This is a genomic window from Pseudomonas sp. OST1909 (assembly GCF_015277575.1).
Classification (GTDB): domain Bacteria; phylum Pseudomonadota; class Gammaproteobacteria; order Pseudomonadales; family Pseudomonadaceae; genus Aquipseudomonas; species Aquipseudomonas synxantha_A.
In genome coordinates, this window is record NZ_CP063780.1 from 286,012 (window position 1) to 311,988 (window position 25,977).

Here is a 25,977-nt window from a genome sequence, read left to right on the forward strand (position 1 = left end):
CCACTTGAAGTAAGGGTAATGACATGAAGAAGGCAAAGCTAAGCCTCGCCTGGCAGATCCTCATCGGTTTGGTACTGGGGATCGCAATCGGTGCAGTGCTCAACCATTTCAGTGCTGAAAAGGCCTGGTGGATCAGCAATGTATTGCAGCCGGCAGGCGATATCTTTATCCGCCTGATCAAGATGATCGTGATCCCGATTGTGATTTCCTCGCTGATCGTCGGCATTGCCGGTGTGGGTGACGCGAAAAAGCTCGGTCGCATCGGCGTCAAAACCATCCTTTACTTCGAAGTGGTCACTACCATCGCCATCGTGGTTGGCCTGCTGCTGGCCAACCTGTTCCACCCGGGCGCCGGCATCGACATGAGTACCCTGGGTACCGTCGACATCTCCAAGTACCAGGCGACCGCCGCCGAGGTGCAGCACGAACATGCGTTCATCGAAACCATCCTCAACCTGATCCCGTCGAACATCTTCGCGGCGGTTGCCCGTGGTGAAATGCTGCCGATCATCTTCTTCTCGGTGCTGTTCGGCCTGGGCTTGTCGAGCCTCAAGCCTGAGCTGCGCGAGCCGCTGGTGACGATGTTCCAGGGCGTGTCCGAGAGCATGTTCAAAGTCACTCACATGATCATGAAGTACGCCCCTATCGGCGTGTTTGCCCTGATCGCGGTGACCGTCGCCAACTTCGGCTTTGCCTCCTTGCTGCCGCTGGCCAAGCTGGTGATCCTGGTTTATGTGGCCATCCTGTTCTTTGCCTTTGCGGTACTGGGTCTGATCGCCCGTCTGTTTGGCTTCTCGATCCTGAAAGTGATGCGCATCTTCAAGGATGAGCTGGTACTGGCTTACTCCACCGCCAGTTCCGAAACCGTGCTGCCCCGGGTGATCGAGAAGATGGAAGCCTACGGCGCGCCGAAGGCGATCTGCAGCTTCGTGGTGCCGACCGGTTATTCGTTCAACCTCGACGGTTCGACCCTGTACCAGAGCATCGCGGCAATCTTTATTGCCCAGCTGTATGGCATCGACCTGTCGATCGGCCAGCAACTGATGCTGGTCCTGACCCTGATGGTGACCTCCAAAGGTATCGCCGGCGTGCCGGGTGTGTCCTTTGTAGTGTTGCTGGCTACCCTGGGCAGCGTGGGCATCCCGCTGGAAGGCTTGGCATTTATCGCCGGTGTCGACCGTGTGATGGACATGGCGCGTACCGCACTGAACGTGATCGGCAATGCCTTGGCCGTATTGGTCATCTCCCGTTGGGAAGGCATGTACGACGACGCCAAGGGCGAGCGCTACTGGAACTCCCTGCCGCACTGGCGCAGCAAGGAAGCGTTGCCGGCCGGCGAGACCACTCGCGGCTGATAGCACGATTGCGCTGACACGAACCCCGGATAATTCCGGGGTTTGTCGTTTCTGTCAGCCCCGCTATCATTCGCCCCATCTTTCGGGGGATTCAACTGATGCTAAATGGCCTGTGGCTTGGCTTCTTTGTCGTGGCAATGGTGTCAGCACTGGCGCAATGGCTGGTGGGCGGTAACGCCGGGATTTTTGCGGCAATGGTCGAAAGCATTTTCGCCATGGCCAAATTGTCGGTGGAAGTCATGGTGCTGCTGTTCGGCACCCTGACCTTGTGGCTGGGCTTTTTGCGCATCGCTGAAAAAGCCGGGATCGTCGATTGGCTGGCCAAGGCGCTCGGCCCGCTGTTTCGAAGGCTGATGCCGGAAGTGCCTGCCGGTCACCCGGCCATCGGCCTGATCACCCTCAACTTCGCCGCCAACGGTTTGGGCCTGGACAACGCCGCCACGCCCATCGGCCTGAAAGCCATGAAGGCCTTGCAGGAACTCAACCCCATCCCCAACACGGCGAGCAACGCGCAGATCCTGTTCCTGGTGCTCAATGCGTCCTCGCTGACCCTGTTACCGGTGACCATCTTCATGTACCGCGCCCAGCAAGGCGCCGCCGACCCGACGCTGGTGTTCCTGCCGATCCTGCTGGCCACCAGCGCATCGACCCTGGTGGGCCTGCTGTCGGTGGCGGTGATGCAACGCCTGCGGTTGTGGGACCCGGTGGTGCTGGCTTATCTGATTCCTGGCGCGTTGGTGCTGGGCGGCTTCATGGCGCTGCTGGCGACACTCTCGGCCACGGCGCTGGCCGGTTTATCCTCGATCCTGGGCAACCTCACGTTGTTTGGCCTGATCATGCTGTTTCTGGTGATCGGCGCGTTGCGCAAGGTCAAGGTATACGAGGCCTTCGTCGAAGGGGCCAAGGAAGGCTTCGACGTGGCCAAGAACCTGTTGCCCTACCTTGTGGCGATGCTGTGTGCGGTGGGCGTGTTGCGGGCCTCGGGCGCGTTGGACTTCGGCCTGGAAGGGATTCGCCATGTGGTGGCCTGGACGGGCATGGATACACGGTTTGTCGACGCGCTGCCGACTGCGATGGTCAAGCCGTTCTCCGGCAGTGCGGCGCGGGCGATGCTGATCGAGACCATGCAGACCCAGGGCGTGGACAGCTTCCCGGCCTTGGTGGCGGCGACAATACAGGGCAGTACTGAGACCACCTTCTATGTGTTGGCGGTGTACTTTGGTTCGGTGGGCATCCAGCGCGCGCGACATGCGGTGGGCTGTGCGTTGCTGGCGGAGTTTGCCGGTGTCGTGGCGGCTATTGCGGTGTGCTACTGGTTCTTCGGTTAAGCCTTAGATTGCTATCGGGGGCAAGCCCCCTCCCACATTTTGATTTGTGAATACATTCAAAAGTGGGAGCTGGCTTGCCTGCGATGAGGCCCTCAGCGTCTAGGTGCTGTATTGCCCTGCGCCACTACCCAATCCACCACCTGCTTATTCAACTGATCCCCGGCCTGGCCAAAAGCAGCCACCACCGCTGGCACCTTGGCGTCACTCACCGGCTGCCTCACTTCAAACCGCCGGCTGGCAATAATCCGCTGATCGCTGCCGCGCACCAAACGCGCATCCAGGCGAATCACCACCTCCACCGCGTCACCCCGGTATTCACTTTGAAACGCTTGCAACTGCCCGCCCAACTCATAGTCGGCTTGCAGGTTGGTCTCGTCCGTACTCAGCAGCGTTACCCGTCCATCGCGTTGGAAGCCGTCCAGCAGGCGGTTGCGTAAGAGTACCGGCGCCGGGTCGCTCCAGCGTGAGTTCGCATAGCTGCTGATCAGGTTGCCGTCAGGCACCACGGCAATGCGTGGACTGTCGAGAAACTCGCTGGTCTGGGGTTTGGCTACGCGCAGCGACCAACTCACCGGCGTGCCTTGGGTCGTTGGTTGAGTGGAGGCCAGGCGGTACACGTCTGACGGGTCAGGCTTGGGCAGAATCGAGCAGGCGCTGAGCAATGCGAGGGCCACAGGGGCGATCATCAGGTAAGCACGCTTCATGGCGTGAACTCCTTGTTCTTGTCACTGCCCAGCAGGTAACCGCTGGGGTTGGCTTCCAGGCGACGGGAGATGGCGCGCAGCGAACCGAGGGTTTCACGCAGCTCACGCACCGCTGGCGCCAGTTCGTTGAGGCCCTGCATACCGCTGTTCACCGAGTCCTGGTTGTTGGTCAGCAAGCTGTTGATGGTGGCGGTGCTTTGTTCCAGGGATTTCATCGCCTGCTCGGCGCTGCCAAAGGCTTGCTTGCCTTGCTCGTTGAGCAGGCCATTGGCGCTGCGCATCAACACGGTGGTTTGCTCCAGCGCGGCACCCGCCTGTTTGCTCACCTGCATCAATTGCTGCATCACCACCTTGATGTCGCCGCGTTGCTCGGCGATGGCACCGGTGGTTTGTTGCAGGTTATCCAGGGTGTTGCTCAAGCGTTCGACGTTTTCCCGGGAGAACATGTGGTTGGCGTTGTGCAGCAGCAGGTTGACGCTGGTCATCAGGTCGTTGCTGTTATTGAGCAGGCGCGCGATGGGCGATGGGGACGCGATGATTTCCGGCAGGTTGCCGTTCTTGCCCTTGAGTTCCGGGCTCTGCGGGGTGCCGCCGCTGAGCTGGATGATCGAGGTGCCGGTGATGCCGGTCAGCGCCAGCTTGGCCTGGGTGTCTTCCTTGATCGGCGTCTGCCCGGCCAGGCGGATGCGGGCGAGGACGCGACGCGGGTCTTTGGGGTCCAGGCGCAGGCTGGTGACGTCGCCTACCTTGATCCCGCTGTACTGCACCGCACTGCCTTGGGACAGGCCGCTGACCGCTTCGTTGAAGATCACTTCGTAATCCTGGAAGGCGCTGTCGACGCTGGATTTGGCCAGCCACAGGCCGAAGAGCATAGCGCCGACCACCACAATTACGCTGAACAGTCCGATCATCACATGATGGGCTCGGGTTTCCATGTCATACCTCGTTGAACGATTGAGCGGCATCCAATGCCGCGCGGCCCCGGGGGCCGTGGAAATATTCGTGAATCCAGGCGTCGTCCGTTTCCGAGACAACATCGATGGCGTCGGCCACCAGCACTTTCTTCTGCGCCAGCACCGCCACGCGGTCGGTGATGGTGTACAGCGTGTCGAGGTCGTGGGTGACCAGGAACACGCTCAAGCCCAACGCATCGCGCAGGGTCAGGATCAGTTGGTCGAACTGCGCTGCGCCAATCGGATCGAGGCCAGCGGTGGGTTCATCGAGAAACAGGATGTCCGGGTCCAGTGCCAGCGCACGGGCCAGGGCCGCGCGCTTGATCATGCCGCCGGACAAGGAAGCCGGGTATTTGTCGGCCGCTGACAGGGGTAGCCCGGCCAGGGCCAGCTTGACTGCCGCCAAGTGCTCGGCGTCGGCGCGGCTGAGGCCGGCATGTTCGATCAATGGCAGGGCAACGTTCTCGGTAACGGTCAGCGAGGAAAACAGCGCGCCCTTCTGAAATAGCACGCCAAAGCGCCGCTCCACCAGCGAGCGTTCGTGCTCAGACAGGCTCGGCAGGTTCTTGCCGAACACCCGCACCTCACCTTCGCTGGGCCGACGCAGGCCGACGATGCTGCGCAGCAGCACCGACTTGCCGCTGCCGGAGCCGCCGACCACTGCCAGAATCTCGCCTTTGTATAAATCCAGGTCGAGGTTTTCATGCACGCTCTGGCTACCAAAGCGGTTGCACAGGCCGCGTACCTCAATAACCGCCTCAGTGGGCGTACGGTGTAGACGACTCACCAGCCCATCTCCATGAAGAACATCGCGGCGACCGCATCCAGCACGATCACCACAAAAATCGACTGCACCACACTGGATGTGGTGTGCGCGCCGACTGATTCGGCGCTGCCGCTGACCTTGAAGCCTTCCAGGCAACCAATGGCCGCGATCAGGAAAGCGAAGATCGGCGCCTTCACCATGCCCACCAAAAAGTGCTGCACGCCAATGTCCGATTGCAACAGCGAGAGGAACATCGCCGGTGAAATATCCAGGGCCACCGCACACACCACGCCACCGCCGACAATCCCCGAGAGCATCGCCAGGAAAGTCAGCATCGGCAGCGCCACCAGCAGCGCCAGAACCCGCGGCAATACCAGCAGCTCCATCGGGTCCAGGCCCAGGGTGCGGATGGCGTCGATTTCTTCGTTGGCCTTCATTGAGCCGATTTGCGCGGTGAACGCACTGGCGGTACGGCCGGCGATCAGGATCGCGGTGAGCAGCACGCCGAATTCGCGCAGGAAAGAGAACGCCACCAGGTCCACGGTAAATATCGTCGCGCCAAAACTCTTGAGCACGGTGGCGCCAAGAAACGCCACCACCGCGCCCACCAGAAAGGTCAGGAGGGCCACGATAGGTGCGGCATCGAGACCGGTCTGTTCGATATGGGCGACCATCGGCGTAAGGCGCCAGCGCTTGGGTCGAAACATCCCGCGGACGAAGGTCTCAAGGATCAGGCCAATAAAACCCAGGAGTTTCTTGGCGTCTTGCCAGACGGTGTCCACCGCGCGGCCGATACGGGCCAGCACCTGGATGCCGGCGCTTTCTTCCGGCTCTTTGAGCGGGACGCAAAAATCATTGAGGGAGCGGTAGACCGTCTTGAGCAGCGCCCGGTCGGCGGCCGACAGGCTGCAATCGGTCTGCTCGGCGCAGTGCTGGATGCGGTCGGGGCCCAGCAGCTCGACCAGCAGTGACGCGCCGGCGGTATCCAGCGCACCGAGGCCGTTAAGGTCGATGCGGGCGCCGCCGTCGTACTGGCCATCGAGTGTGTCCGACAGCTTTTTCAGGTTGGCGTAGTGGGCAAGCGTCCAGTCGCCAGTAATCCGCAGTGAGGGCGGGGTGCTGGACGTATCAAGATGGGCTGCGCCGGCGGTCGTGCGAGTGGTCATAAGCTCCGAGCTTGTTTGGCTATCCACAATGGCTACGTAATAGCACGATCTGACCTACTTTGGGTTGTCCGCTTGTGCTGTGTCGATCACCTTGAAGCGCAAGACGCCGATCACCTGGCCGTCCTCGGTGAGGACCTGCACTTGCCAGCGCCCCGCTGCGTCGCCCGGGAAATTCTGCTTGTGCGTCCAGGCGCGATAGCCCTCCTTGCGCCCACCGTGGATATCCAGAGCAATGCGGTCGACTTCCTTGCCGTTGAATTTCCACACATGGTAGATCCGCTCATCCAGCCCGCGTGGGGCGTTGATTGCGGTATAGGCGTAGAGGCCACCGCTGCGCAACTGGTCGGCGGTGACCTCCTTGAGGTCATCGCCCGGGGTGCGATCCTGCAGTTGGGTGCTGATGGCGACTTCGGTCATCCACAGGGTGGCCGGCGGCACCCAGCTACGCAGGAACCAGCCGGCGCAACCGATCGCCGCCGTGACCCCCAGCAGCATCGCCCAGCCTTTGAGGCTGCGCAGCGGCAGGCTGACCGCCAGGCTCGGGATCGACAGCGCCATGGCCACACCGAGTGCCAGCTTGTAACTCTGGGCAGTGGTCAGGTGCATGATGATGGGCAGCGCGGTGAGCAATGCGGCGAACAAGGTCAGGGTGTGCAGGGCCAGGAACAGCGAGCGCTTGGGCGCCAGCCACTTGTAGTACAACGGGTCGATGATCGACACCAGTGCCGCCGCGCCGAGCAGGCCGGTGAACAACGACTGGCCGCTGTTCCAGGCGGTGGTGACGAAAAAGAAGGGCAGGACAAAGAACAGGCTTTCCTGGTGGATCATCTGCGTGGCATAGCGCAGCAGCGGTTCCGGGATCTCGCGCTTGAAGAGCTTGGCAAACAGTTGGGTGAAGCTGTTTTCCAGCATCAGCCACAACCAACTGACCAGCATGATGACGGCGATCCAGCTGGCCATGCCTTGCTGGCGGTCCACCAGGATAAAGCTGCCCACACCCGAGATAAAACCGCCGAGTGCAATTACCCCTGGGTAGCGCTTGATCAGTTCGAGGATGCGCTGGATTAGATGGGTCAGGTTTGGCATTCGGCGGTTCGCAGTCTTTGTAGGAAAAAATCCCAGACAGAATAACGTCTTAGCGCTGGGCTCGGTGCTTCATTCCATGATCCGTTGGCGATAACGCCGAACGCCAATCAACACTATGGCGATGAGCCCAAGAACGCCCGCACCTATCCAGGTCAGGGCGTCATAGCTCAACAACGGCTTTTCGATGCGCCAGTAGCCCGGTTGCTTGAAGACCTCGCGCATCGCCTGGTTGGTTTGCGAAAGGCTCACTGCCTTGATGCGCTTGACCGGGTCGCTGAAGCGGCCGTCAGCGTAGTCGCCGGCGGCACTCCAGTAATAATCGGCCAGCGCACTGTTGCCCTGTACCGCCCAGGCTTGGCGAGCAATGGCAGCCTGCTGCAGGCGAGTGAACACCTTCGGGTCGATTCCGTCCTTGAGCAGTTGTGCCTTGAGGTCTTGCAAGACTTGCTCGGCTTCAGGGAGATTTTCCCGTTCGAGGTCGGCGTTCAGGCTCAGGAAGCCTACGCCGCCGAGCACTTCGCGTTCGCTCCAAGGGCCGTAGGACAAACCGTGCTTCAGACGCAGCTGTCGATACAGCGCCCAATCGAGATAATCCTTGAGCAGGTCGTAGGTTTCGTCATGCTGGTCGTCCAGCACCGGCTCGGGGAACAGCCAGTGCAGTTTGGCGCCATCGCCGACCCAGCCATGGACCAGGTCGCGCTGGGTGGCGGCGGTGTGCTGGATCTGCGGCAGCGGGCGATGCTCGCTTGGGTCTACCGGGTCGAGCTGGCCGTAGGTGCGTTCCAGGTAGGCTGGCAGCAGCTTGTCCAGATCGCCGACGACGATCAGGGTCATGTTGTTGGGCGCGTACCAGGCTTTGCGCAGTTTCTCCAACTGATCGCGGGTCAGGTGGCCGACCTGCGCGCGTTCGGCGCATTTGAGCCCCAACTCGACGGCCAATTGGTTGCTGGCGCTGTGGCCCAGGTCCTGGCGATCCAGCAAACGTTGCAGGTGCGAATAATGGCCGCCGTCTTCGCGCTCGACCACCTGCTTGGCGGCGTTGATATTGGCATCGGTCAACTGCGTGCGGGTCAGGATTGCCAGCAGCAGGTCCAGCACCTTGCGCTGGTTGTGCGCGGGGGCCTCGATGACGAATGTAGTGTCGGCGTTGCTGGTGTAGGCGTTCCATTCGCCGCCCAACGCTTGCATGCGGTCTTCGAGGTCGCCTTCGCCACCGCCGTCGATGCCGCTGAACAGCAGGTGTTCGAACAGGTGGGGAAGCTCTTTGTCTTCGCAACCGAAGTCATCCAGGCCCACGCCGACCACCAGGCGGATGGCCACGTGCCCGCGTTCGGTGCCCGGTTTGAGCAGCAGCTGCAGGCCGTTGGGCAAGGTGTAGCCCTCGACTTGCTGACGGTCGAAGGCAAAGGTGTGTGCCGATCCTAGAAGCAGGCAGGCGAGTAACAGGCGACGCATAACAAGCTTCCTGGCGAGTGAGGTCCATTGTTAACTGACTTCACTGGCCGTCGTACGTTCAGGGCGAATGGGTGATGTCGGCAATATCTTCGGTGGAGAGTGCGCCAGTGTCGGACGTTTCCAAGACTACATAAGCGCTGCTGCAAAACAACGAGTTCAAGCGTTTCATGTCGGCGATCAGCTCCAGGTGCAGGGAGCTGGTTTCCAGGCTCTGTACGATCTTGCGCTGCAGGCGGCTGACATGGGCGTGAGCCAGGCGACGTTCCTGGGCGCGGAAGCGGCGTTTTTCACGCAGCAATTGGCGAGCGCTCTCCGGGTCGCCGCTGAGAAACACCGACAGACCCAGGCGCAGGTTGGCGATCAACTGGCTGTGCAGACCGCTGAGTTCTTCCAGGCCCACTTCGGAAAACTGCCGTCGCTGCGAGGTTTTCTGCTGCTGGACCTTGCGCAACATGCGTTCGATCAAGTCACCTGCCAGTTTCAGGTTGATCGACAACTCGATGATCTCCGCCCAGCGGCGGTTGTCTTGTTCGCTCAGGTCTTCACGGGGCATTTGCGCCAGATAGAGCTTGATCGCGCTGTAGAGCGCCTCGACGTCATCGCTGAGGCTGCGCATTTGCTGGGTGATTGCGGTTTGATTACCGCGCAGCACCTCCTGCATGGAGGTGAGCATATTGTCGATCAGGTCACCCAGACGCAGGGTTTCTCGCGCGGCGTTGGCTAAGGCCAGGCTCGGCGTGGTGAGCGCGGCCAGGTCGAGGTGGCGTGGTTTGACCTTGCCATTGGTTTCTTCGCGCTCGGGCAACAGCCAGGCGCACAGCCGCGCCATAGGGCCAATGGTGGGCAGCAGAATCAAGCAGCGCGTGACGTTATAGAGCAGGTGAAAGGTGATGACCATGCCTTGGGCGCTGTAGTCCAGGCCGTCCATCCAGCCCACGAGCGGGTCAAGTACAGGAATGATCAGCAACAGGCCGATCAGTTTGTACAACAGGCTGCCCAGGGCCACTTGGCGGCCGGCGGTGTTTTGCATGCTGGTGCTTAGAAATGCCAGCACACCGCTGCCGATATTGGCGCCGATCACCAGGCCGATGGCCACGTGCAAACCGATCACGCCGGCGCCGGCCAGGGTGGCCGTAAGCAGCACGGCGGCGAGGCTGGAGTAGGAAATCATTGCGAACAGCGCGCCGACTAGGGCGTCGAGCAAGATATCGCCGGTCAGCGAGGCGAAGATCACCTTGACGCCCTGGGCATGGGTGATGGGTCCGGCGGCCTCGACGATCAATTGCAGCGCGAGGATGATCAGCCCAAGGCCGATCCCCACCCGGCCCAACTGCCCTGCCCGCGTCTGTTTGCGCGACAGGAAGAAAATCACCCCAAGGAAGATCAGCAGCGGCGACAGCCAGGACAAGTCGAAAGTCAGTACCCGCGCCATCAGCGCGGTACCGACGTCGGCACCAAGCATGGTGGCCAAGGCCGGTGTAAGGCTCATCAACCCCTGGCCGACAAAGGAAGTGACCAGCATCGCCGTGGCGTTGCTGCTTTGCACCATGGCGGTCACCAGGATCCCGGCGATAAAGGCCAGCCAGCGCTTGGACATGTTCTGCCCGATGACTTGGCGCAAGTTGGAGCCGTAGACCCGCAGGATGCCGGTACGGACGATGTGCGTGCCCCAGATAAGCAGGGTCACGGCGGAAAGCAGATTGAGCAGGGTCAGCATGCTCGGCCCCCCGTGTAGGTGCGCTCCAGGAGGAGCGAAGGAAAGTTACCGCGTGCCGTTCTACGTCTTGTACTTAAGCTGTAGTTGGCTAATGGGCTCTGCGCCAGCATCGCATAGCTAAACTCCGGATTGAAACAAAACTGTCATGAAATCAACTTTTTGGCAGACGAAAAAATGGGGCGCAAGCGCCCCATTTCAGCAGCGGGTCAGGTTTATTGACCCGGAATGTCTTTACGCAGTTTCACTGGATCCTGCTGCTTCTTCTTTTTGGCGATGGCGGTGCGCATCTTGATGTTCACCGCTTCCACTGCCAGCGAGAACGCCATGGCGAAGTAGACATAGCCTTTTGGCACATGCACGTCGAAGGATTCGGCGATCAGCACAGTACCCACCACCAGCAGGAACGACAGCGCCAGCATTTTCAGCGACGGGTGCTTGTCGATGAACTCGCTGATAGTGCCGGCAGCCAGCATCATCACCAGTACGGCCACGACGATTGCAGCCACCATCACCGGCACATGGGAAACCATGCCGACGGCGGTGATTACCGAGTCCAGGGAGAACACGATGTCGATGATGGCGATCTGGATGATGGTGTAGATGAACTTGCCACCGGCGCCTTTGGGCTCGTCGTTGGTTTCGTCTTCCCCTTCCAGGGCGTGGTACATCTCCTGGGAGCTTTTCCACAGCAGGAACAGGCCGCCGAAGAACAGGATCAGGTCACGGCCGGAAATGCCCTGGCCAAACACCACGAACAGGTCGGCGGTCAGTTGCATGACCCAGGTGATCGACAGCAGCAACAGGATGCGCGTGACCATGGCCAGTGCCAGGCCGAAGATCCGGGTACGCGCCTGCATATGCTTGGGCATGCGGCTGACCAGGATCGAAATCATGATGATGTTATCGATGCCCAGGACGATCTCGAGAGCCGTCAGGGTGAAGAAGGCAATCCAGATTTCCGGATTGGTCAGCCATTCCATGTGTATTCCTTTGAGCAAGTGTTAAACCGCGCAAGCTGTAGCGCCGCGCGGTGAGTCAGTACGATTATAGAGTGCTGAACAGCGGAAAAATCCCCATCAGCAATGCGGCGAACATTATGCACAGGCATACCAGCACTGCCCACTTCAAGGTGAAGCGTTGGTGGTCGCCGAACTCAATACCCGCCAGCGCCACCAGCAAGTAAGTCGAGGGTACCAGCGGGCTGAGCAGGTGCACGGGTTGCCCGACGATCGACGCACGGGCCATTTCGACCGCGGTGATGCCGTAGTGGCTGGCCGCTTCGGCCAATACTGGCAGTACGCCGTAATAGAACGCATCGTTGGACATGAAGAAGGTGAACGGCATGCTCACCAGCGCAGTGATCACTGCCAGGTACGGGCCCATGGCTTCCGGGATGACCGCCAGCAGGCTTTTTGACATGGCGTCGACCATGCCGGTACCCGACAGGATGCCTGTGAAGATCCCGGCGGCGAAGATCAGTCCGACGACCGCCAAGACGCTGCCGGCGTGGGCTGCGACGCGGTCTTTCTGCTGTTGCAGGCACGGGTAGTTGACGATCATCGCGATACTGAACGCCACCATGAACAGCACCGGCAGCGGCAACAGGCCGGCAATCAGGGTGCACATCAGGGCCAGGGTGAGGGCGCCGTTGAACCAGATCAGTTTCGGGCGGCGGGCGTCGGGGAATTGCGACACGCTGATTTCGCTGTGGTCGATCTCGTCGCCCTGCAGGTGCAGTTCACCCAGGCGTGCGCGCTCACGCTTGCCGTACATGTAGGCAATTACCAGGATCGCCACGACGCCAGCGGCCATGGCCGGAATCATCGGTACGAAGATGTCGGACGGATCCACATGCAACGCACTGGCCGCACGAGCCGTCGGGCCACCCCAGGGTGTCATGTTCATTACACCGCCGGCGAGAATGATCAGACCGGCCATGATCCGCGGGCTCATGCCGATGCGCTGGTACAGCGGCAGCATGGCGGCCACGCAGATCATGTAGGTGGTGGCGCCATCACCGTCCAGGGATACCACCAAAGCCAGCACGGCAGTGCCGACCGAGACTTTCAGCGGGTCGCCCTTGACCATCTTGAGGATCTTGCGCACGGCCGGGTCGAACAGGCCGGAGTCGATCATCAAGGCAAAGTAGAGGATGGCGAACATCAGCATCACGCCAGTTGGCGCGAGCTTGGTGATGCCTTCGAGCATCATCGGGCCGATCTTCGGCGCGAAACCGCCGAACAGTGCAAACAGGATGGGCACGATGATCAAGGCGATCAGCGCAGACAGGCGCTTGGTCATGATCAGGAACATGAACGTGATGACCATGGCAAAGCCAAGGAAAGTCAGCATAGGAATACTCCAGGCGTAGCGCGGCTAGGGAATGGCGAACCGGGTGAGGGTCAGCGCAGAACGAAAGGCACGAGGCGTACGGGGGGAGTGGGTGCGAACAGGCGGGTACGAGCGGACATCGGGAATCACCATTGTTGTTGTTTACAGCCGGTCTGTTGCCGGCAGTTGGGGCGATCCTAGACGGGTAAGCTTTCAGCCAGCTTTCGCCACTAAAACTGTTGATGAAGGGGCGACATCTGGTCTTGAGGCTCATGCAGAACAAAATGTGGGAGCTGGCTTGCCTGCGATGAGGGTGTATCAGCCGACATTTCCTATGGCTGTGACATCGTCATCGCAGGCAAGCCAGCTCCCACATTAGAACAGTGGTTGCTACGAAAATATCAGGGCAGTTCGAGGCCGCCGGCCGCTTTATGCAGCGCACGCAAATGCTCACCCAGCTGCTTGAGGTTGGCCTCACACGCCGCAATCTCGGCAGCACGGGCCGGATCGAGCAGCGCCCTTACCTCTTTATCCAGCTCGCCGGTCAATGATTGCAACTGCTTCTGACGTTCGGCGCTCTCCGACTCCAGGCGCTTGGCTTCCGAAGGTTGCGGCAGGCCATAGCCGCCACTGTCGAGCAACTCGGCCGGGCGACTGAGAAAGCCACTGTTGGCGAGGATCTGTTGCAGCGTGTTGTTGGCTTTCTCCATGCCGCCATTTTTCAGCTCGCGGGCATTGAGATAGCGCTGTTTGACTTCGTCCTGGGCGAGCATCAGTTGCTTGCGATAGCTGGCTTGTTCAAGCAACAACAACGCAGCGCTGGTACGCAGGTCGGCCTGGCTGAACCACTGGCGGCGCGCTTGCGCATCCAGGGCCAGCCAGTCTTCGACCTGGGTCTGCTTGATCGGCAGGCGCTTGCGCAGCACATCGAACATCGCCTGGTAACGCTCACGGAACGAGTCGAAGTGATACCCCAGGCGCAGTGCCTCGCGCTTGTCATTCAATACGCTGGTGTCGGCCAGGCCGCGCGCGCTGAGGACTTCGAGCAAACCGTTGGGGGTGATGTTGTCCAGGCCGGTCAATTGCGGGTTGGCACTGCCACTGCGTAACAGTTTCAGGCTTTCAACCGCACAGTTGTTGGAGATAAAGAAATAGTTGCCGTCATAGCTCCAGTGCATTTCAGCCGCATGCTCGACGGTGTCGTTGATTTCCTGGCGGTTGAGCTTCAGCGGTACCGACGCCAGGCCTCGCAATTCGGTCTTGGTGTATTCATCGATGACCTGGGCCAGCGGCAATACGAACAGTCGCGACGGGTACTTGCCCACCAGCCCATCCCAGCTCGACAGCTGTACGTCACCGACGAAGGCGCGGTAGGACAGCACCAGGTGGCGGTCCAGATCCAGCCGGCAATCGGGGCCACGCGGGCGACCTGGCGCGCAGATCACCAGGCGCAACATGCTATGGCCCCAGCGGCTCACCAGATTCTGGTTGGCTTCGGCGAGCAGGTAATCGATTTCATACACCCGTTCCGGGTCTATTTGCCCCAGTGGCGTCTTGGCGAAGTCATTGCCGGCGTTCAGGAAGGGGTATGTCTTGGCACAGGGTTGCTGTTCGGGCGGCGCCCAGCCGAAATGTTCCTTGTAATAGCGGAACAGCGCAGGGCGTCGGCAGGCGTAGCTGGGGTCGAGGAGGAAGTACTCCATGTTGACCGCCACGAACTCCAACGGGCTGGTGGTTTCGTAGATGTCCGGGCTGCGCACCACCTGATTGTTGTGCTGTTCACGTTCGCCGCGGCGGCCGACATATTGTGGCCAGCCGGCGAGGTCCAGCAGGCGTGGATCATCACTGAGAGTGAAGCGCCGGTCGTTCTGGCCACGGCATTGATCGGGCAGGCCGATCAAGCCGGTGATGTTGTTCTGGCGACTGCAACGCTGGATCAGTGCGCGCTCGTCTTTGGGCCACAGGCGTGCGCGGTCGTAGATGTGGGTCAGTTCATGCAGCACCGTGGCGAGCAATTCCTTGCGCACTGTGCCGTGGGGGCGATTGGTTTTGAGGGCGGCGGCGCTGCCGTCGGTCAGGCTGGCGAGCAGGTTTTGATTCAGGTCCAGCTCCGACACCAGGGACGCCTGGCCATAGGCATTTTCAGGCATCTTGTCGGTCCAGCCGACATCAATCCGCCGATCCAGTTGCTCGACAAAACGTGGCGGTAAGGCGTTCAGCGCTTCATCGAGCAATGCCTGGCTGGCCCGCTGTTCGGCCGCGCTCAAACCATCGGTTTTGAGCCGCAGTTGCAGGCTGGCCTGGGCTGTACTTGCACACAGCAGCACGGCCCCGGCCAGGAGCCAGGTTTTGATGCGCCTCACAGAGCGAGGATAGCTTCGGCGAGGGTCTGGTCGCTGGCATCACGGGCTTCTGGCACGCGGGTGCGAAGGGTATCGAACGCGGCTTCAAGCTGGGCGCCGCGGATCTCGCCATTCGTGGCGACGAAGCTGGCGGCGTCGTCGTGGGCTTCGCGCACGATTTTGGAGTCGCGGATGGACGTGGTGGTGTCCGAGGTGAAATCAATGGTGCGCGCCGATGCACGCACGATGATGTTGCTGGTGGCCTTCAAGGTTTGCGCCTGGGCGACATCGACCAAAAACAGCAGGCCGAGGGCGGCGACGATCAACGGGCTACGCATCGAGTGACTCCGAAATACAAAGATAACTATTGGACGAGAATTGCTTGCGCCAGTTCAAGGTCGCTCGCATGAAGTTTTGGCCGACTGTGGCGCAGATAATCCAGCGCGGACTCCAGGCGTGCGCCCCGCCATTGGCCGTCAGTGGCAATGAAAGCGGCAGCATCATCCTGAGCGGCCATCACCAACTTGTTGTCGAACGGAGCAGAGGTCACCTTGCCGCTGGCATACACGCTGACAACGGTGCTCTGGGTGGACACATCCATGGCCAAAGCCAAGGGTGACCAGCAGGCGCAAAACAGTACGGGAACAATCAACAGGCGGTATGAAAAAACCATGGGACTCGACAACTGAAAACGAGCGCCAAGGCTAGCGCAATGACCAGGCGAGGGCCAGCGCCGAGGCATTCGGGAGCGGCAGGCGCTCCCGTCTGTTGCCGCAGATCAGATCGCCAGGATTGCCTGTGCCAGCTGTGCATCGGTAGCGATGGCCAGTTGCGGCGCTTGCTGGCGGATGTGGGCCAGGGCGCTTTCCAGTTTCACGCCACGGATAGCGCCTTCGCTGGCGACGAAGCTGGCTGCGTCATCACGGGCGGCCTGTACGACCTTATTGTCGCGCAGGGAGGAGGTCGCATCGGAGGTGGCGTCGGAAGTGGCTTTCAGGGCGCCAACGATCGAGTCAGTGGTCATGATGAAGCTGCTCGCGTTAGCGTTGGCGGCCAGGGTGAGCACGGCGGCGGTGCACAGCAGGCGAAGGCGGGGCATGGGGTAACTCCTGTAGACGAAATAAGGTGGCGCGACGCGGCCACAGTGAGACGGACTGGGACTGTTGAGCATCAGACGCTCGCTCTACAGGGTTCGCCACGTGGTGAGTGGATATTAGGCTTGGACCGGTGCAACAGGAAGCCTGTAATTTAACTGTACTGGTTAATAATTATTTTATTAAAACTGTACCTGTAGGTGGAAATCCTACCGATTCAATGCCCTTTCGCAGAAACAACAAAGCCCGCCTCCGGTTACCCGGGGCGGGCTTTGCTTTAACAAATCAGAGTGCTGGCGGTGGACCCGGTGGGTCAGGGCCAGCGGGCGCTGCTTAGCGCCAGAACGGCTTGCTCAGCTCTTCGTAGCGTTGAGCTTCGCTGATACCGGCGTCAGCCAGCAGACGCGAATCCAGGCGAGCCAATTGGTGGCGGCTGGAGATGCGGCGCTGCCACAACATCAGGTTGGCGAGAACGCGCAAAGGCAGGGAAGCGTTGGTGTTTACAGCTTTCTCTTCGAAGAACAGTTCGGAACTGAGTGTACGTTCCATGATGACATCCTTCCGCTTGTGGCGGGATTAGGTAGTGGTTTAACTGATGCCAATGATCCTCCTCCGGCGCAAGACTCTCTAGATACAGTTCACCTGTATTGTGAGGGGCCAGTTAACTGTTTAATACGGCTGTACGGTACGGAAATGGGGCAACTGTACCTGTGCGCACCTAAAAGGTGCGAAATTGGTGTTTTCAAGATGAGTTGTGGGATATTTAAGTAGGAAATGAGCGGTACAGTAGTACAGTTTATTGCATAGACACTGGCTAGGCTGCCGAGCTGATGAAACTGTAGTTGCATCAGCTCGGATCTGTATTCATCAAGCCTTGAGCATATGCCCGGTTTCTTCCAGGTTGATGTGCCAACTCAGTGCCTGGCGCAGGATATGCGGCGTGTGCCCACCGATGGCACAGGCGGCTTCGAAGTAAGTATTGAGCGCGTCGCGGTAGGCCGGATGCACACAGTTGTCGATGATCACCCGCGCACGCTCCCGCGGTGCCAGGCCGCGCAGATCGGCCAAGCCCACTTCGGTGACGAGGATGTCCACGTCATGTTCGGTGTGGTCCACATGGCTGACCATCGGCACCACGCTGGAAATCGCGCCCCCCTTGGCAATCGATTTGGTGACAAAGATTGCCAGGTGCGCGTTGCGCGCGAAGTCCCCGGAGCCGCCAATGCCATTCATCATCCGCGTGCCGCAGACGTGGGTGGAGTTGACGTTGCCGTAGATATCGAACTCCAGCGCGGTGTTGATACCGATGATGCCCAGGCGGCGCACCACTTCAGGATGGTTGGAGATTTCCTGTGGGCGCAATATCAGCTTGTCCTTGTAGTGCTCCAGGTTGCCGAAAACGTCGGCATTGCGGCGCTCCGACAAGGTAATCGAGCTGCCGGAGGCGAAGCTCAGCTTCCCGGCGTCGATCAGGTCGAAGGTCGAATCCTGCAGCACTTCCGAGTACATCGTCAGATCTTCGAAGGGCGAATCGATCAAGCCACACATCACCGCGTTGGCAATGTTGCCGATCCCGGCTTGCAGCGGGCCGAGTTTGTTGGTCATGCGTCCGGCGTCAACTTCCTGCTTGAGGAAGTTGATCAGGTGGTTGGCGATGCCTTGAGTGTCATCGTCAGGCGGCGTCACGGTTGAGGCAGAGTCGGCCTGGTTAGTGACCACGATAGCGACGATTTTCTCTGGCGGGATCGGAATCGCAGTGCTGCCAATGCGGTCGTCGACCTTCACCAGCGGGATAGGCGTGCGCGTCGGCCGGTAGGTCGGGATATAGATGTCATGCAGCCCTTCCAGGTTCGGATTGTGCGCGAGGTTGATCTCGACGATCACGTGCTTGGCGAAAATTGCGAAGCTGGCTGAGTTGCCTACGGACGTGGTGGGCACGATGTGCCCTTGTTCAGTGATGGCGACCGCTTCGATTACCGCAATGTCCGGCAACTTGAGCTGGTTGTTGCGCAGTTGCTCGACGGTTTCCGATAGGTGCTGGTCGATAAACATCACCTCGCCAGCATTGATCGCCTTGCGCAGCGTGCTGTCGACTTGAAACGGCATACGTCGCGACAGTACGCCAGCTTCGGTCAGTTGCTTGTCCAGGTCATTGCCCAGGCTGGCGCCCGTCATCAGCGTGATTTTGAGGGGCGAAGTCTTGGCGCGTTCGGCCAGGGCGTGGGGGACGGCCTTGGCTTCACCGGCACGGGTGAAGCCGCTCATGCCGACGGTCATGCCGTCCTCGATCAGTGCAGCGGCGTCTGCCGCGCTCATGACCTTGTTCAACAACGAAGGCAAGCGGATACGATCACGGTACATGAATTGTTATCTCAGGCTACGGAAGCAAGGTGGGCAGTGTAGTGATTTCAAAAAGTTTCGGCCCGCTACCATGGTCGAATGCCAGGTGGCGATTTAGAGCCTTTGGTCGGGTTTCATCCGCTAATAAAAAACCCCAGCCTACGTGAGGCCAGGGTTTCGGGTATTGCGCTGGCGCAGTGTTATTCGACAGCTTTGACCATATCTTCGATGACCTTCTTGGCATCACCGAAGACCATCATGGTCTTGTCCAGGTAGAACAACTCGTTATCCAGGCCTGCATAGCCGCTGGCCATCGAGCGCTTGTTGACGATGATGGTCTTGGCCTTGAACGCCTCGAGGATCGGCATACCGGCAATCGGTGAGTTCGGATCGTTCTTGGCCGCCGGGTTGACCACGTCGTTGGCGCCCAACACCAGCACCACGTCAGCCTGGCCGAACTCAGAGTTGATGTCTTCCATCTCGAACACCTGGTCGTAAGGCACTTCGGCCTCGGCCAGCAGCACGTTCATATGCCCAGGCATACGGCCCGCCACCGGGTGGATCGCGTACTTCACGGTGACGCCGCGATGGGTGAGCTTTTCGGTCAACTCTTTAAGCGCGTGTTGTGCCCGCGCAACGGCCAAGCCATAGCCCGGCACGATGATGACCGTGTCGGCGTTGGTCAGCAGGAAGGTAGCGTCGTCGGCGGAGCCGGACTTCACCGGGCGAGCTTCTTTAGAGCCAGCTGCTGCACCGGCGTCTGGCGTATTGCCGAAACCGCCCAGCAGTACATTAAAGAAGGAGCGGTTCATCGCCTTGCACATGATGTAAGACAGGATCGCGCCGCTGGAGCCGACCAGGGAGCCGGCGATGATCAGCATCGAGTTGTTCAGCGAGAAGCCAATGCCCGCCGCTGCCCAGCCGGAATAACTGTTGAGCATCGATACCACTACCGGCATGTCGGCGCCGCCGATCGGGATGATGATCAGCACGCCCAGCACGAAGGCCAGGGCCAGCATCAGCGCGAACGCAGTGAGGTTGCCGGTGAACATGAACGCCAGGCCCAGACCCAGGGTTGCCAAACCGAGCACCAGGTTCAGCTTGTGTTGCCCACCAAACTGTACCGGTGCGCCTTGGAACAGGCGGAACTTGTACTTACCGGATAGCTTGCCGAATGCGATCACCGAGCCGGAGAAGGTGATAGCACCGATGGCGGCACCGAGGAACAGCTCCAGGCGGTTACCGGCCGGGATCGAATCGCCCAGGTGTTTGACGATACCCAGGGACTGTGGCTCGACGACCGCTGCAATCGCGATAAACACCGCTGCCAGGCCGATCATGCTATGCATGAACGCCACCAGCTCCGGCATCTTGGTCATCTCTACGCGTTTGGCCATGATCGAGCCGGCCGTGCCGCCGACCAGCAGGCCGACGATGACGTAGCCGATACCGGCGGTGGCCAGCTCCGCGCCGAGCTTATAGATCAGGCCTACGGTGGTCAGCACCGCCAGTGCCATGCCGAGCATGCCGAACAGGTTGCCGCGTCGGGAGGTGGTGGGGTGCGACAGGCCTTTGAGGGCCTGGATGAAGCAGATCGACGCGATCAGGTAGAGCGTCGTCACCAGATTCATGCTCATTACTTCTGCACCTCTTCTTTCACAGCTTTGGGCGCTTTCTTCTTGAACATCTCAAGCATCCTACGCGTAACCAGGAAACCGCCGAACACGTTAACCGCAGCCAAAGCTACCGCCAGGGTGCCCATCGTCTTGCCCAACGGCGTCACGGTGAGGGCGGCGGCCAGCATGGCGCCCACAATCACGATCGCGGAAATCGCGTTTGTCACTGCCATTAATGGCGTATGCAGCGCGGGGGTAACGTTCCAGACCACGTGGTAACCGACATAAATCGCCAGCACAAAGATGATCAGGTTGTAGATACCGGGGGAGATAAGCTCTTCCATCGTCTGAATCCCTGCTTAGGCGTTTTTGCGGATGACTTGGCCGTCGCGGCACATCAGGCACGCGGCGACGATGTCGTCTTCGAGGTTGATTTCAAACTGCCCTTCCTTGGTTAAGACCAGCTTCAGGAAGTCCAGCAGGTTGCGTGCGTACAAGGCCGAGGCATCCGCGGCGACAGCGCCTGCCAGGTTGGTCGGGCCGCAGATGATCACGCCGTTTTCCACCACGACTTGGTCAGCGACGGTCAACGGGCAGTTGCCGCCCTGAGCTGCGGCGAGGTCGATGACCACCGAGCCGGGTTTCATCTGCGCGACGGTATCGGCGCTAAGCAGGGTAGGCGCCTTGCGGCCTGGGATCAGTGCGGTGGTGATGACGATGTCGGCCTGCTTGGCACGTTCGTGCACGGCCAGGGCCTGGCGCTGCATCCAACTGGTGGGCATCGGGCGCGCGTAGCCGCCGACACCGACGGCGCATTCACGCTCTTCATCGGTTTCGTAGGGCACGTCGACGAACTTGGCGCCCAGGGATTCGATTTGCTCTTTTACCGCCGGACGGACGTCGGACGCTTCGATGACCGCGCCCAGGCGTTTTGCCGTGGCGATAGCTTGCAGGCCCGCGACACCGGCGCCGAGGATCAACACGCGCGCAGCTTTCACAGTGCCAGCGGCGGTCATCAGCATCGGCATGAAGCGCGGGTAGTGATGGGCGGCCAGCAACACAGCCTTGTAACCGGCGATGTTGGCTTGCGAAGACAGCACGTCGAGGCTTTGGGCCCGTGAAGTGCGCGGCGCGGCTTCGAGGGCGAAGGCGGTGATGCCGCATTCGGCAAGCTTGGCGATGGTTTCGTTGCTGAACGGATTGAGCATGCCCACCAATACGGTGCCGCTTTTGATCAGCGCCAGTTCGCTGTCGCTGGGGGCAACCACCTTGAGGATCAGCTCGGCGCCGAACGCATCGCTGGCACTGCCAATGGTTGCGCCTGCCGTTTCATAAGCACTGTCGACGATGCTGGCGTTAATGCCTGCACCGCTTTGTACAGTGACCTTATGGCCCTGGCCGATCAGCTTCTTGATGGTTTCCGGGGTGGCAGCCACCCGCGTTTCACCGGTCTGGGTTTCGAGAGGAACACCAATGTGCACGTCAAATCTCCTGCATGATCTTTTTGCTTTTGATCTTTTTGTAAAAAGGCCAGTGCACCGCGAGTGGCGCAACTGGGGCGACCGATCAGCACGATCCCGCTGAAATGACAGCGGGGCGCGGCATTTTGCAGGCGAACTTTACGGCCTTCAAGAGATTATGACGGGTGACGAAAAATTAACTACAAGTCACCCTGTGACTGATTGTCGCAACCGACTTAAATAACCTCTTTAAATACAAGTCTTTAAAGGGTCAAGGGCATTTATTCGATGTTTTCCAATCGCCGACGTGAATGGTCGCTTATAGGCTGGTATTAGTCGCTACAAGCCATGTAGATCATGGCCTTGAGCCTTGTTTTCGCTCGACCGGTACAGACTGTCTAAATGCGACATATACGTATATCTGTAGGATTAAAAATAACCTGACTACAGGGTCAGCAAGTTAGCTTTATCCTTTAAATGCCGGGGTTGTAGCGCTTTGATTGTTCAATCAGCCAGTCCTTGAATGCGTGTAGCGAGGCCGATTCGACTTTTTTATCGGGAATCATGAGGTAGTACGCCTTTTCGCTGCTTAGCGTTTCGGTGCTCGCAATCACCAGTCGCTGCTCCTTCAGCTCGCGCTGGATGAGGAAGGGAGGTATGAGTGCGATGCCCATGTCATGCATAGCCGCTTGGGACAACATCGAGAATAGCTCGTATCGAGGGCCTGTCATGTCGCGCGGCAGGCTCAGCTGTTGCGCGTTGAACCACTGACGCCAGGCATAGGGGCGTGTTGTCTGCTGTAGCAGCGGTAATTCGGCGATCTCTTGAGGAGTTAAGTGCGCGCGGCCTCCAAGTAAGTGTGGACTGCACACCGGGACAGGGTTTTCTCCCATCAGCCGGTGTGACTCTGTGCCGGACCAATCGGCATCGCCGAAGTAGATCGCGGCGTCGAACGCAGTGTCGGCGAACAGGAACGGGCGTGTCCGATTGGTCAGATTCACGGTCACCTCCGGGTGCCGGTCCTGAAAGTCCTTGAGGCGTGGAATCAGCCATTGCGTGCCGAAGGTCGGTACCACCGCCAACTCGATGGCGTTGGTGCCCTGCTGACCCATGACCGAGAGGGTGTCGCGCTCTACGGCGTCCAGCTGTGTAGCAACTCTGCGGCTGTAAGAGAGCCCTGCCTCTGTCAGCTTCACCCCTCGACGCGATCGGCGAAACAGTTCGACACTTAAAAACTCCTCAAGGCTGGCGATCTGTCGACAGATGGCGCCTTGGGTGATGGAAAGCTCCTGTGCCGCCTTGGTGAAGCTTTCGTGACGGGCTGCCGCTTCGAAGCTGATAAGCGCGGTGGTGCTAGGGATTTTTCTGCGCATGTACGTTGCCCTCACAGATAAGGCGCATTTATGGGCTTTTCGAGTATTACGGAGTGAGAAATTAGCACAACCCTATGCAGAAACCTCGTTTGCCCTCTGCGCGTGGCCGGCCTAGTCTGAATCACGACTTCCGTTTTTATCCGCGAGGACTTATTCATGGCTGGCAAGGCAAGCTTCAACTGGATCGATCCACTGCTGCTGGATCAACAGCTCACTGAAGAGGAGCGCATGGTGCGTGACAGTGCCGAGCAGTTTGCTCAGGACAAGTTGGCCCCTCGCGTGCTCGAAGCCTTCCGTCATGAAAAGACTGATCCCGCTATCTTCCGTGAGATGGGAGAAACCGGTTTGCTGGGCGCGATGATTCCGGAGCAATACGGTGGCAGCGGCTTGAACTACGTCAGCTACGGGCTGATTGCGCGTGAGGTGGAGCGTGTCGACTCCGGCTATCGTTCGATGATGAGTGTTCAGTCGTCACTGGTCATGGTGCCGATCAATGAGTTCGGCACCGAGGCGCAAAAACAAAAATACTTGCCGAAATTGGCGTCCGGCGAATGGATTGGCTGTTTCGGGCTCACCGAACCCAACCATGGTTCTGATCCGGGCGCGATGATTACCCGTGCGCGAAAGGTAGATGGCGGCTACAGCCTGACCGGCGCGAAGATGTGGATCACCAACAGCCCGATAGCCGACGTGTTTGTGGTGTGGGGCAAAGATGATGCAGGCGATATCCGTGGTTTCGTCCTGGAAAAAGGTTGGAAGGGCCTTAGCGCCCCGGCGATTCACGGCAAGGTCGGCTTGCGAGCGTCCATTACCGGCGAAATTGTCATGGATAACGTGTTTGTGCCGGACGAGAACATTTTTCCGGATGTACGTGGCTTGAAGGGGCCTTTTACTTGCCTGAATTCGGCGCGCTACGGTATCTCCTGGGGGGCGTTGGGGGCTGCTGAGTTCTGCTGGCATACCGCGCGTCAGTACACCCTGGATCGTCAGCAGTTTGGTCGGCCATTGGCCGCAACGCAGTTGATCCAGAAGAAGCTGGCCGATATGCAGACCGAGATCACCTTGGCTCTGCAAGGGTGCCTACGTCTGGGGCGGATGAAAGACGAGGGGACCGCAGCGGTCGAGATTACATCGATCATGAAGCGTAACTCGTGTGGCAAGTCCCTGGACATCGCCCGCATGGCCCGCGATATGTTGGGCGGCAACGGCATCTCCGACGAGTTCGGGGTGGCGCGCCACCTGGTCAACCTCGAAGTGGTCAATACCTATGAGGGAACCCACGACGTGCATGCCTTGATTCTTGGGCGCGCACAGACCGGTCTTCAGGCGTTCTATTAATAGGAGCACGGACATGGGCGCGCTTTCCCACCTGCGGGTACTGGATTTATCGCGTGTACTGGCGGGCCCTTGGTCCGGGCAGATTCTTGCGGACCTTGGGGCCGAGGTGATCAAGGTCGAAAGGCCAGGCAGCGGTGATGACACGCGCGCCTGGGGGCCGCCCTTCCTCAAGGACGCATACGGCGAAAATACCAGTGAGGCGGCGTACTATCTGTCCGCTAACCGAAATAAAGAATCGGTGACCATCGACTTCACTAAGCCTGAAGGGCAGAAACTGGTGCGTGATCTGGCGGCCAAGTCGGACATCCTGATCGAGAACTTCAAAGTCGGTGGTCTAGCGGCTTATGGGCTGGATTACGAGTCGCTCAAGGAGATAAATCCTGAGTTGATCTACTGCTCGATCACGGGCTTTGGGCAGACGGGGCCTTATGCAGCGCGTGCCGGCTACGACTTCATGATTCAAGGGCTGGGTGGGTTGATGAGCCTGACCGGCCGGCCTGAAGGTGATGAGGGCGCAGGACCGGTGAAAGTCGGTGTGGCATTGACCGATATTCTCACGGGGCTCTATTCGACCGTCGCGATCCTGGCAGCGTTGGCTCACCGCGATCATGATGGCGGTGGGCAACATATCGATATGGCGCTGCTGGATGTGCAGGTGGCTTGCCTGGCTAATCAGGCGATGAATTACCTGACCACCGGAGTGTCGCCAAAACGCCTGGGCAATGCGCATCCGAACATCGTGCCGTATCAGGATTTTCCTACGGCTGATGGTGATTTCATCCTGACGGTGGGTAATGACGGCCAGTTCCGCAAGTTCGCTGAAGTTGCTGGGCAGCCGCAATGGGGGGATGACCCGCGTTTCGCCACTAACCAGGCGCGAGTGGCCAACCGTGCTGCACTGATTCCGTTGATCCGCCAGGCGACTGTCTTCAAGACAACGGCTGAGTGGGTGTCGCAATTGGAGAGAGTGGGCGTGCCCTGTGGACCGATCAATGATCTGGCGCAAGTTTTCTCCGATCCTCAGGTCAAGGCGCGCGGCCTGGCGATGGAGCTTCCCCATGCGCTGGCGGGGATGGTGCCTCAGGTGGCCAGCCCGATACGCTTGTCCAAGACGCCAGTGGAATATCGAAATGCACCACCTCTCCTGGGGGAGCACACGCTTCAGGTGCTGCAGGGGATTTTGGGGCTAGGGGCAGCTAATGTGGCTGCGTTGAAGGAGGCGGGTATCGTCTGAATGATTTCCTTCTATATAGAGGGAAATCATGGCGTTCCTATAAGTGGTGGTGGTTTTCTAATCAATTCTAACTAATTGATAGAAAAGCGGAATTAAGAGTTGACGGCAGATTCTGGAAGCCTATAATTCGCCCCACTTCCGGCGCAGTCGAAACGGAAAACTCCTTGGTAAACAATGAGTTACGTAGTTTTCGGCAGTAGGTTGCTTCAGTTCATCGAAGCCAAAAGGAAGTTGAAAAAGAGGTGTTGACAGCAGCGTGTAACGCTGTAGAATTCGCCTCCCGCTTCGGAGAGATCTTAAGCGCAAGTGGTTGAAGTTG

At 59.6% G+C, this 25,977-nt stretch carries 23 protein-coding genes; 4 read left to right on the forward strand and 19 right to left on the reverse strand.

Annotation, left to right across the window (positions count from 1 at the left end):
* Positions 1–23 precede the first annotated feature (23 nt).
* Entirely contained in the window at positions 24–1,355 is a 1,332-nt protein-coding gene (gltP, locus tag IH404_RS01330; protein ID WP_005783475.1) for a glutamate/aspartate:proton symporter GltP, read from the forward strand.
* A 98-nt stretch (positions 1,356–1,453) separates the two neighbouring features.
* The gene (locus IH404_RS01335; RefSeq protein ID WP_005783476.1) at positions 1,454–2,683 is read left to right on the forward strand and encodes a spore maturation protein; all 1,230 of its coding nucleotides are present in this window, start codon (positions 1,454–1,456) and stop codon (positions 2,681–2,683) included.
* 92 nt (positions 2,684–2,775) lie between these two features.
* On the opposite strand, the gene IH404_RS01340 is transcribed toward IH404_RS01335, so the two are convergent.
* The 19 genes from IH404_RS01340 to IH404_RS01430 all read right to left on the reverse strand — a co-directional run bounded on the left by IH404_RS01340 (position 2,776) and on the right by IH404_RS01430 (position 23,086).
* Positions 2,776–3,387, reverse strand: coding sequence for an ABC-type transport auxiliary lipoprotein family protein (locus IH404_RS01340; protein ID WP_194439688.1), 612 nt, complete (start codon positions 3,385–3,387; stop codon positions 2,776–2,778).
* Complete coding sequence (locus IH404_RS01345; RefSeq protein WP_005783479.1) at positions 3,384–4,322, reverse strand: MlaD family protein; 939 nt, start codon at positions 4,320–4,322, stop codon at positions 3,384–3,386. The genes IH404_RS01340 and IH404_RS01345 overlap by 4 nt, the downstream gene beginning before the upstream one ends.
* 1 nt (position 4,323) lies before the next feature.
* Positions 4,324–5,127 carry an ABC transporter ATP-binding protein gene (locus IH404_RS01350; protein WP_005783482.1) on the reverse strand — a complete coding sequence of 268 codons (804 nt, stop codon included), beginning with the start codon at positions 5,125–5,127 and terminating at the stop codon, positions 4,324–4,326.
* The gene (locus tag IH404_RS01355) at positions 5,124–6,272 is read right to left on the reverse strand and encodes an ABC transporter permease (RefSeq protein WP_005783484.1); all 1,149 of its coding nucleotides are present in this window, start codon (positions 6,270–6,272) and stop codon (positions 5,124–5,126) included. Before IH404_RS01355 ends, IH404_RS01350 begins: the two co-directional genes overlap by 4 nt.
* 54 nt (positions 6,273–6,326) lie before the next feature.
* Positions 6,327–7,358 (reverse strand): DUF5924 family protein, encoded by a 1,032-nt coding sequence (locus tag IH404_RS01360; protein ID WP_005783485.1) that lies wholly within the window; start codon positions 7,356–7,358, stop codon positions 6,327–6,329.
* Positions 7,359–7,427: 69 nt separating this feature from the next.
* The gene (locus tag IH404_RS01365) at positions 7,428–8,813 is read right to left on the reverse strand and encodes a pitrilysin family protein (RefSeq protein WP_194439689.1); all 1,386 of its coding nucleotides are present in this window, start codon (positions 8,811–8,813) and stop codon (positions 7,428–7,430) included.
* Between the two features lie 58 nt (positions 8,814–8,871).
* Positions 8,872–10,530: a Na/Pi cotransporter family protein gene (locus IH404_RS01370; protein WP_194439690.1), complete on the reverse strand. Its 1,659-nt coding sequence runs from the start codon at positions 10,528–10,530 to the stop codon at positions 8,872–8,874.
* 212 nt (positions 10,531–10,742) lie between these two features.
* Positions 10,743–11,510: a TerC family protein gene (locus tag IH404_RS01375; protein WP_005783489.1), complete on the reverse strand. Its 768-nt coding sequence runs from the start codon at positions 11,508–11,510 to the stop codon at positions 10,743–10,745.
* A gap of 64 nt (positions 11,511–11,574) precedes the next feature.
* Complete coding sequence (locus IH404_RS01380) at positions 11,575–12,882, reverse strand: CitMHS family transporter (RefSeq protein ID WP_003187405.1); 1,308 nt, start codon at positions 12,880–12,882, stop codon at positions 11,575–11,577.
* 380 nt (positions 12,883–13,262) lie between these two features.
* Positions 13,263–15,224 (reverse strand): DUF4105 domain-containing protein, encoded by a 1,962-nt coding sequence (locus IH404_RS01385; RefSeq protein ID WP_194439691.1) that lies wholly within the window; start codon positions 15,222–15,224, stop codon positions 13,263–13,265.
* A complete protein-coding gene (locus IH404_RS01390; RefSeq protein WP_005783494.1) occupies positions 15,221–15,541 on the reverse strand; it encodes a DUF2388 domain-containing protein in 321 nt (106 codons plus the stop codon). Before IH404_RS01390 ends, IH404_RS01385 begins: the two co-directional genes overlap by 4 nt.
* Before the next feature lie 26 nt (positions 15,542–15,567).
* Entirely contained in the window at positions 15,568–15,816 is a 249-nt protein-coding gene (locus tag IH404_RS01395) for a DUF2388 domain-containing protein (RefSeq protein ID WP_277953095.1), read from the reverse strand.
* Positions 15,817–15,981: 165 nt separating this feature from the next.
* Positions 15,982–16,302, reverse strand: a complete 321-nt coding sequence (locus IH404_RS01400; protein WP_005783498.1) for a DUF2388 domain-containing protein — start codon at positions 16,300–16,302, stop codon at positions 15,982–15,984.
* A gap of 328 nt (positions 16,303–16,630) precedes the next feature.
* Entirely contained in the window at positions 16,631–16,846 is a 216-nt protein-coding gene (locus IH404_RS01405) for a DUF1127 domain-containing protein (RefSeq protein WP_005783500.1), read from the reverse strand.
* A 318-nt stretch (positions 16,847–17,164) separates the two neighbouring features.
* Positions 17,165–18,658 carry an acetyl-CoA hydrolase/transferase family protein gene (locus IH404_RS01410; protein WP_005783502.1) on the reverse strand — a complete coding sequence of 498 codons (1,494 nt, stop codon included), beginning with the start codon at positions 18,656–18,658 and terminating at the stop codon, positions 17,165–17,167.
* 179 nt (positions 18,659–18,837) lie between these two features.
* Positions 18,838–20,274, reverse strand: coding sequence for an NAD(P)(+) transhydrogenase (Re/Si-specific) subunit beta (locus IH404_RS01415; protein ID WP_005783504.1), 1,437 nt, complete (start codon positions 20,272–20,274; stop codon positions 18,838–18,840).
* Positions 20,274–20,597, reverse strand: coding sequence for an NAD(P) transhydrogenase subunit alpha (locus IH404_RS01420; RefSeq protein WP_005783507.1), 324 nt, complete (start codon positions 20,595–20,597; stop codon positions 20,274–20,276). The genes IH404_RS01415 and IH404_RS01420 overlap by 1 nt, the downstream gene beginning before the upstream one ends.
* A 15-nt stretch (positions 20,598–20,612) precedes the next feature.
* A complete protein-coding gene (locus IH404_RS01425) occupies positions 20,613–21,734 on the reverse strand; it encodes a Re/Si-specific NAD(P)(+) transhydrogenase subunit alpha (RefSeq protein WP_194439693.1) in 1,122 nt (373 codons plus the stop codon).
* 452 nt (positions 21,735–22,186) lie between these two features.
* Positions 22,187–23,086 (reverse strand): LysR family transcriptional regulator, encoded by a 900-nt coding sequence (locus tag IH404_RS01430; protein ID WP_005783510.1) that lies wholly within the window; start codon positions 23,084–23,086, stop codon positions 22,187–22,189.
* A gap of 156 nt (positions 23,087–23,242) precedes the next feature.
* Between IH404_RS01430 and IH404_RS01435 the strand changes: the two genes are divergently transcribed.
* Together IH404_RS01435 and IH404_RS01440 are read left to right on the forward strand one after the other, a co-directional pair.
* Positions 23,243–24,424 carry an acyl-CoA dehydrogenase gene (locus tag IH404_RS01435; protein WP_005783512.1) on the forward strand — a complete coding sequence of 394 codons (1,182 nt, stop codon included), beginning with the start codon at positions 23,243–23,245 and terminating at the stop codon, positions 24,422–24,424.
* 13 nt (positions 24,425–24,437) lie between these two features.
* Complete coding sequence (locus IH404_RS01440; protein WP_194439695.1) at positions 24,438–25,658, forward strand: CaiB/BaiF CoA-transferase family protein; 1,221 nt, start codon at positions 24,438–24,440, stop codon at positions 25,656–25,658.
* The last annotated feature ends 319 nt before the right edge of the window (positions 25,659–25,977 follow it).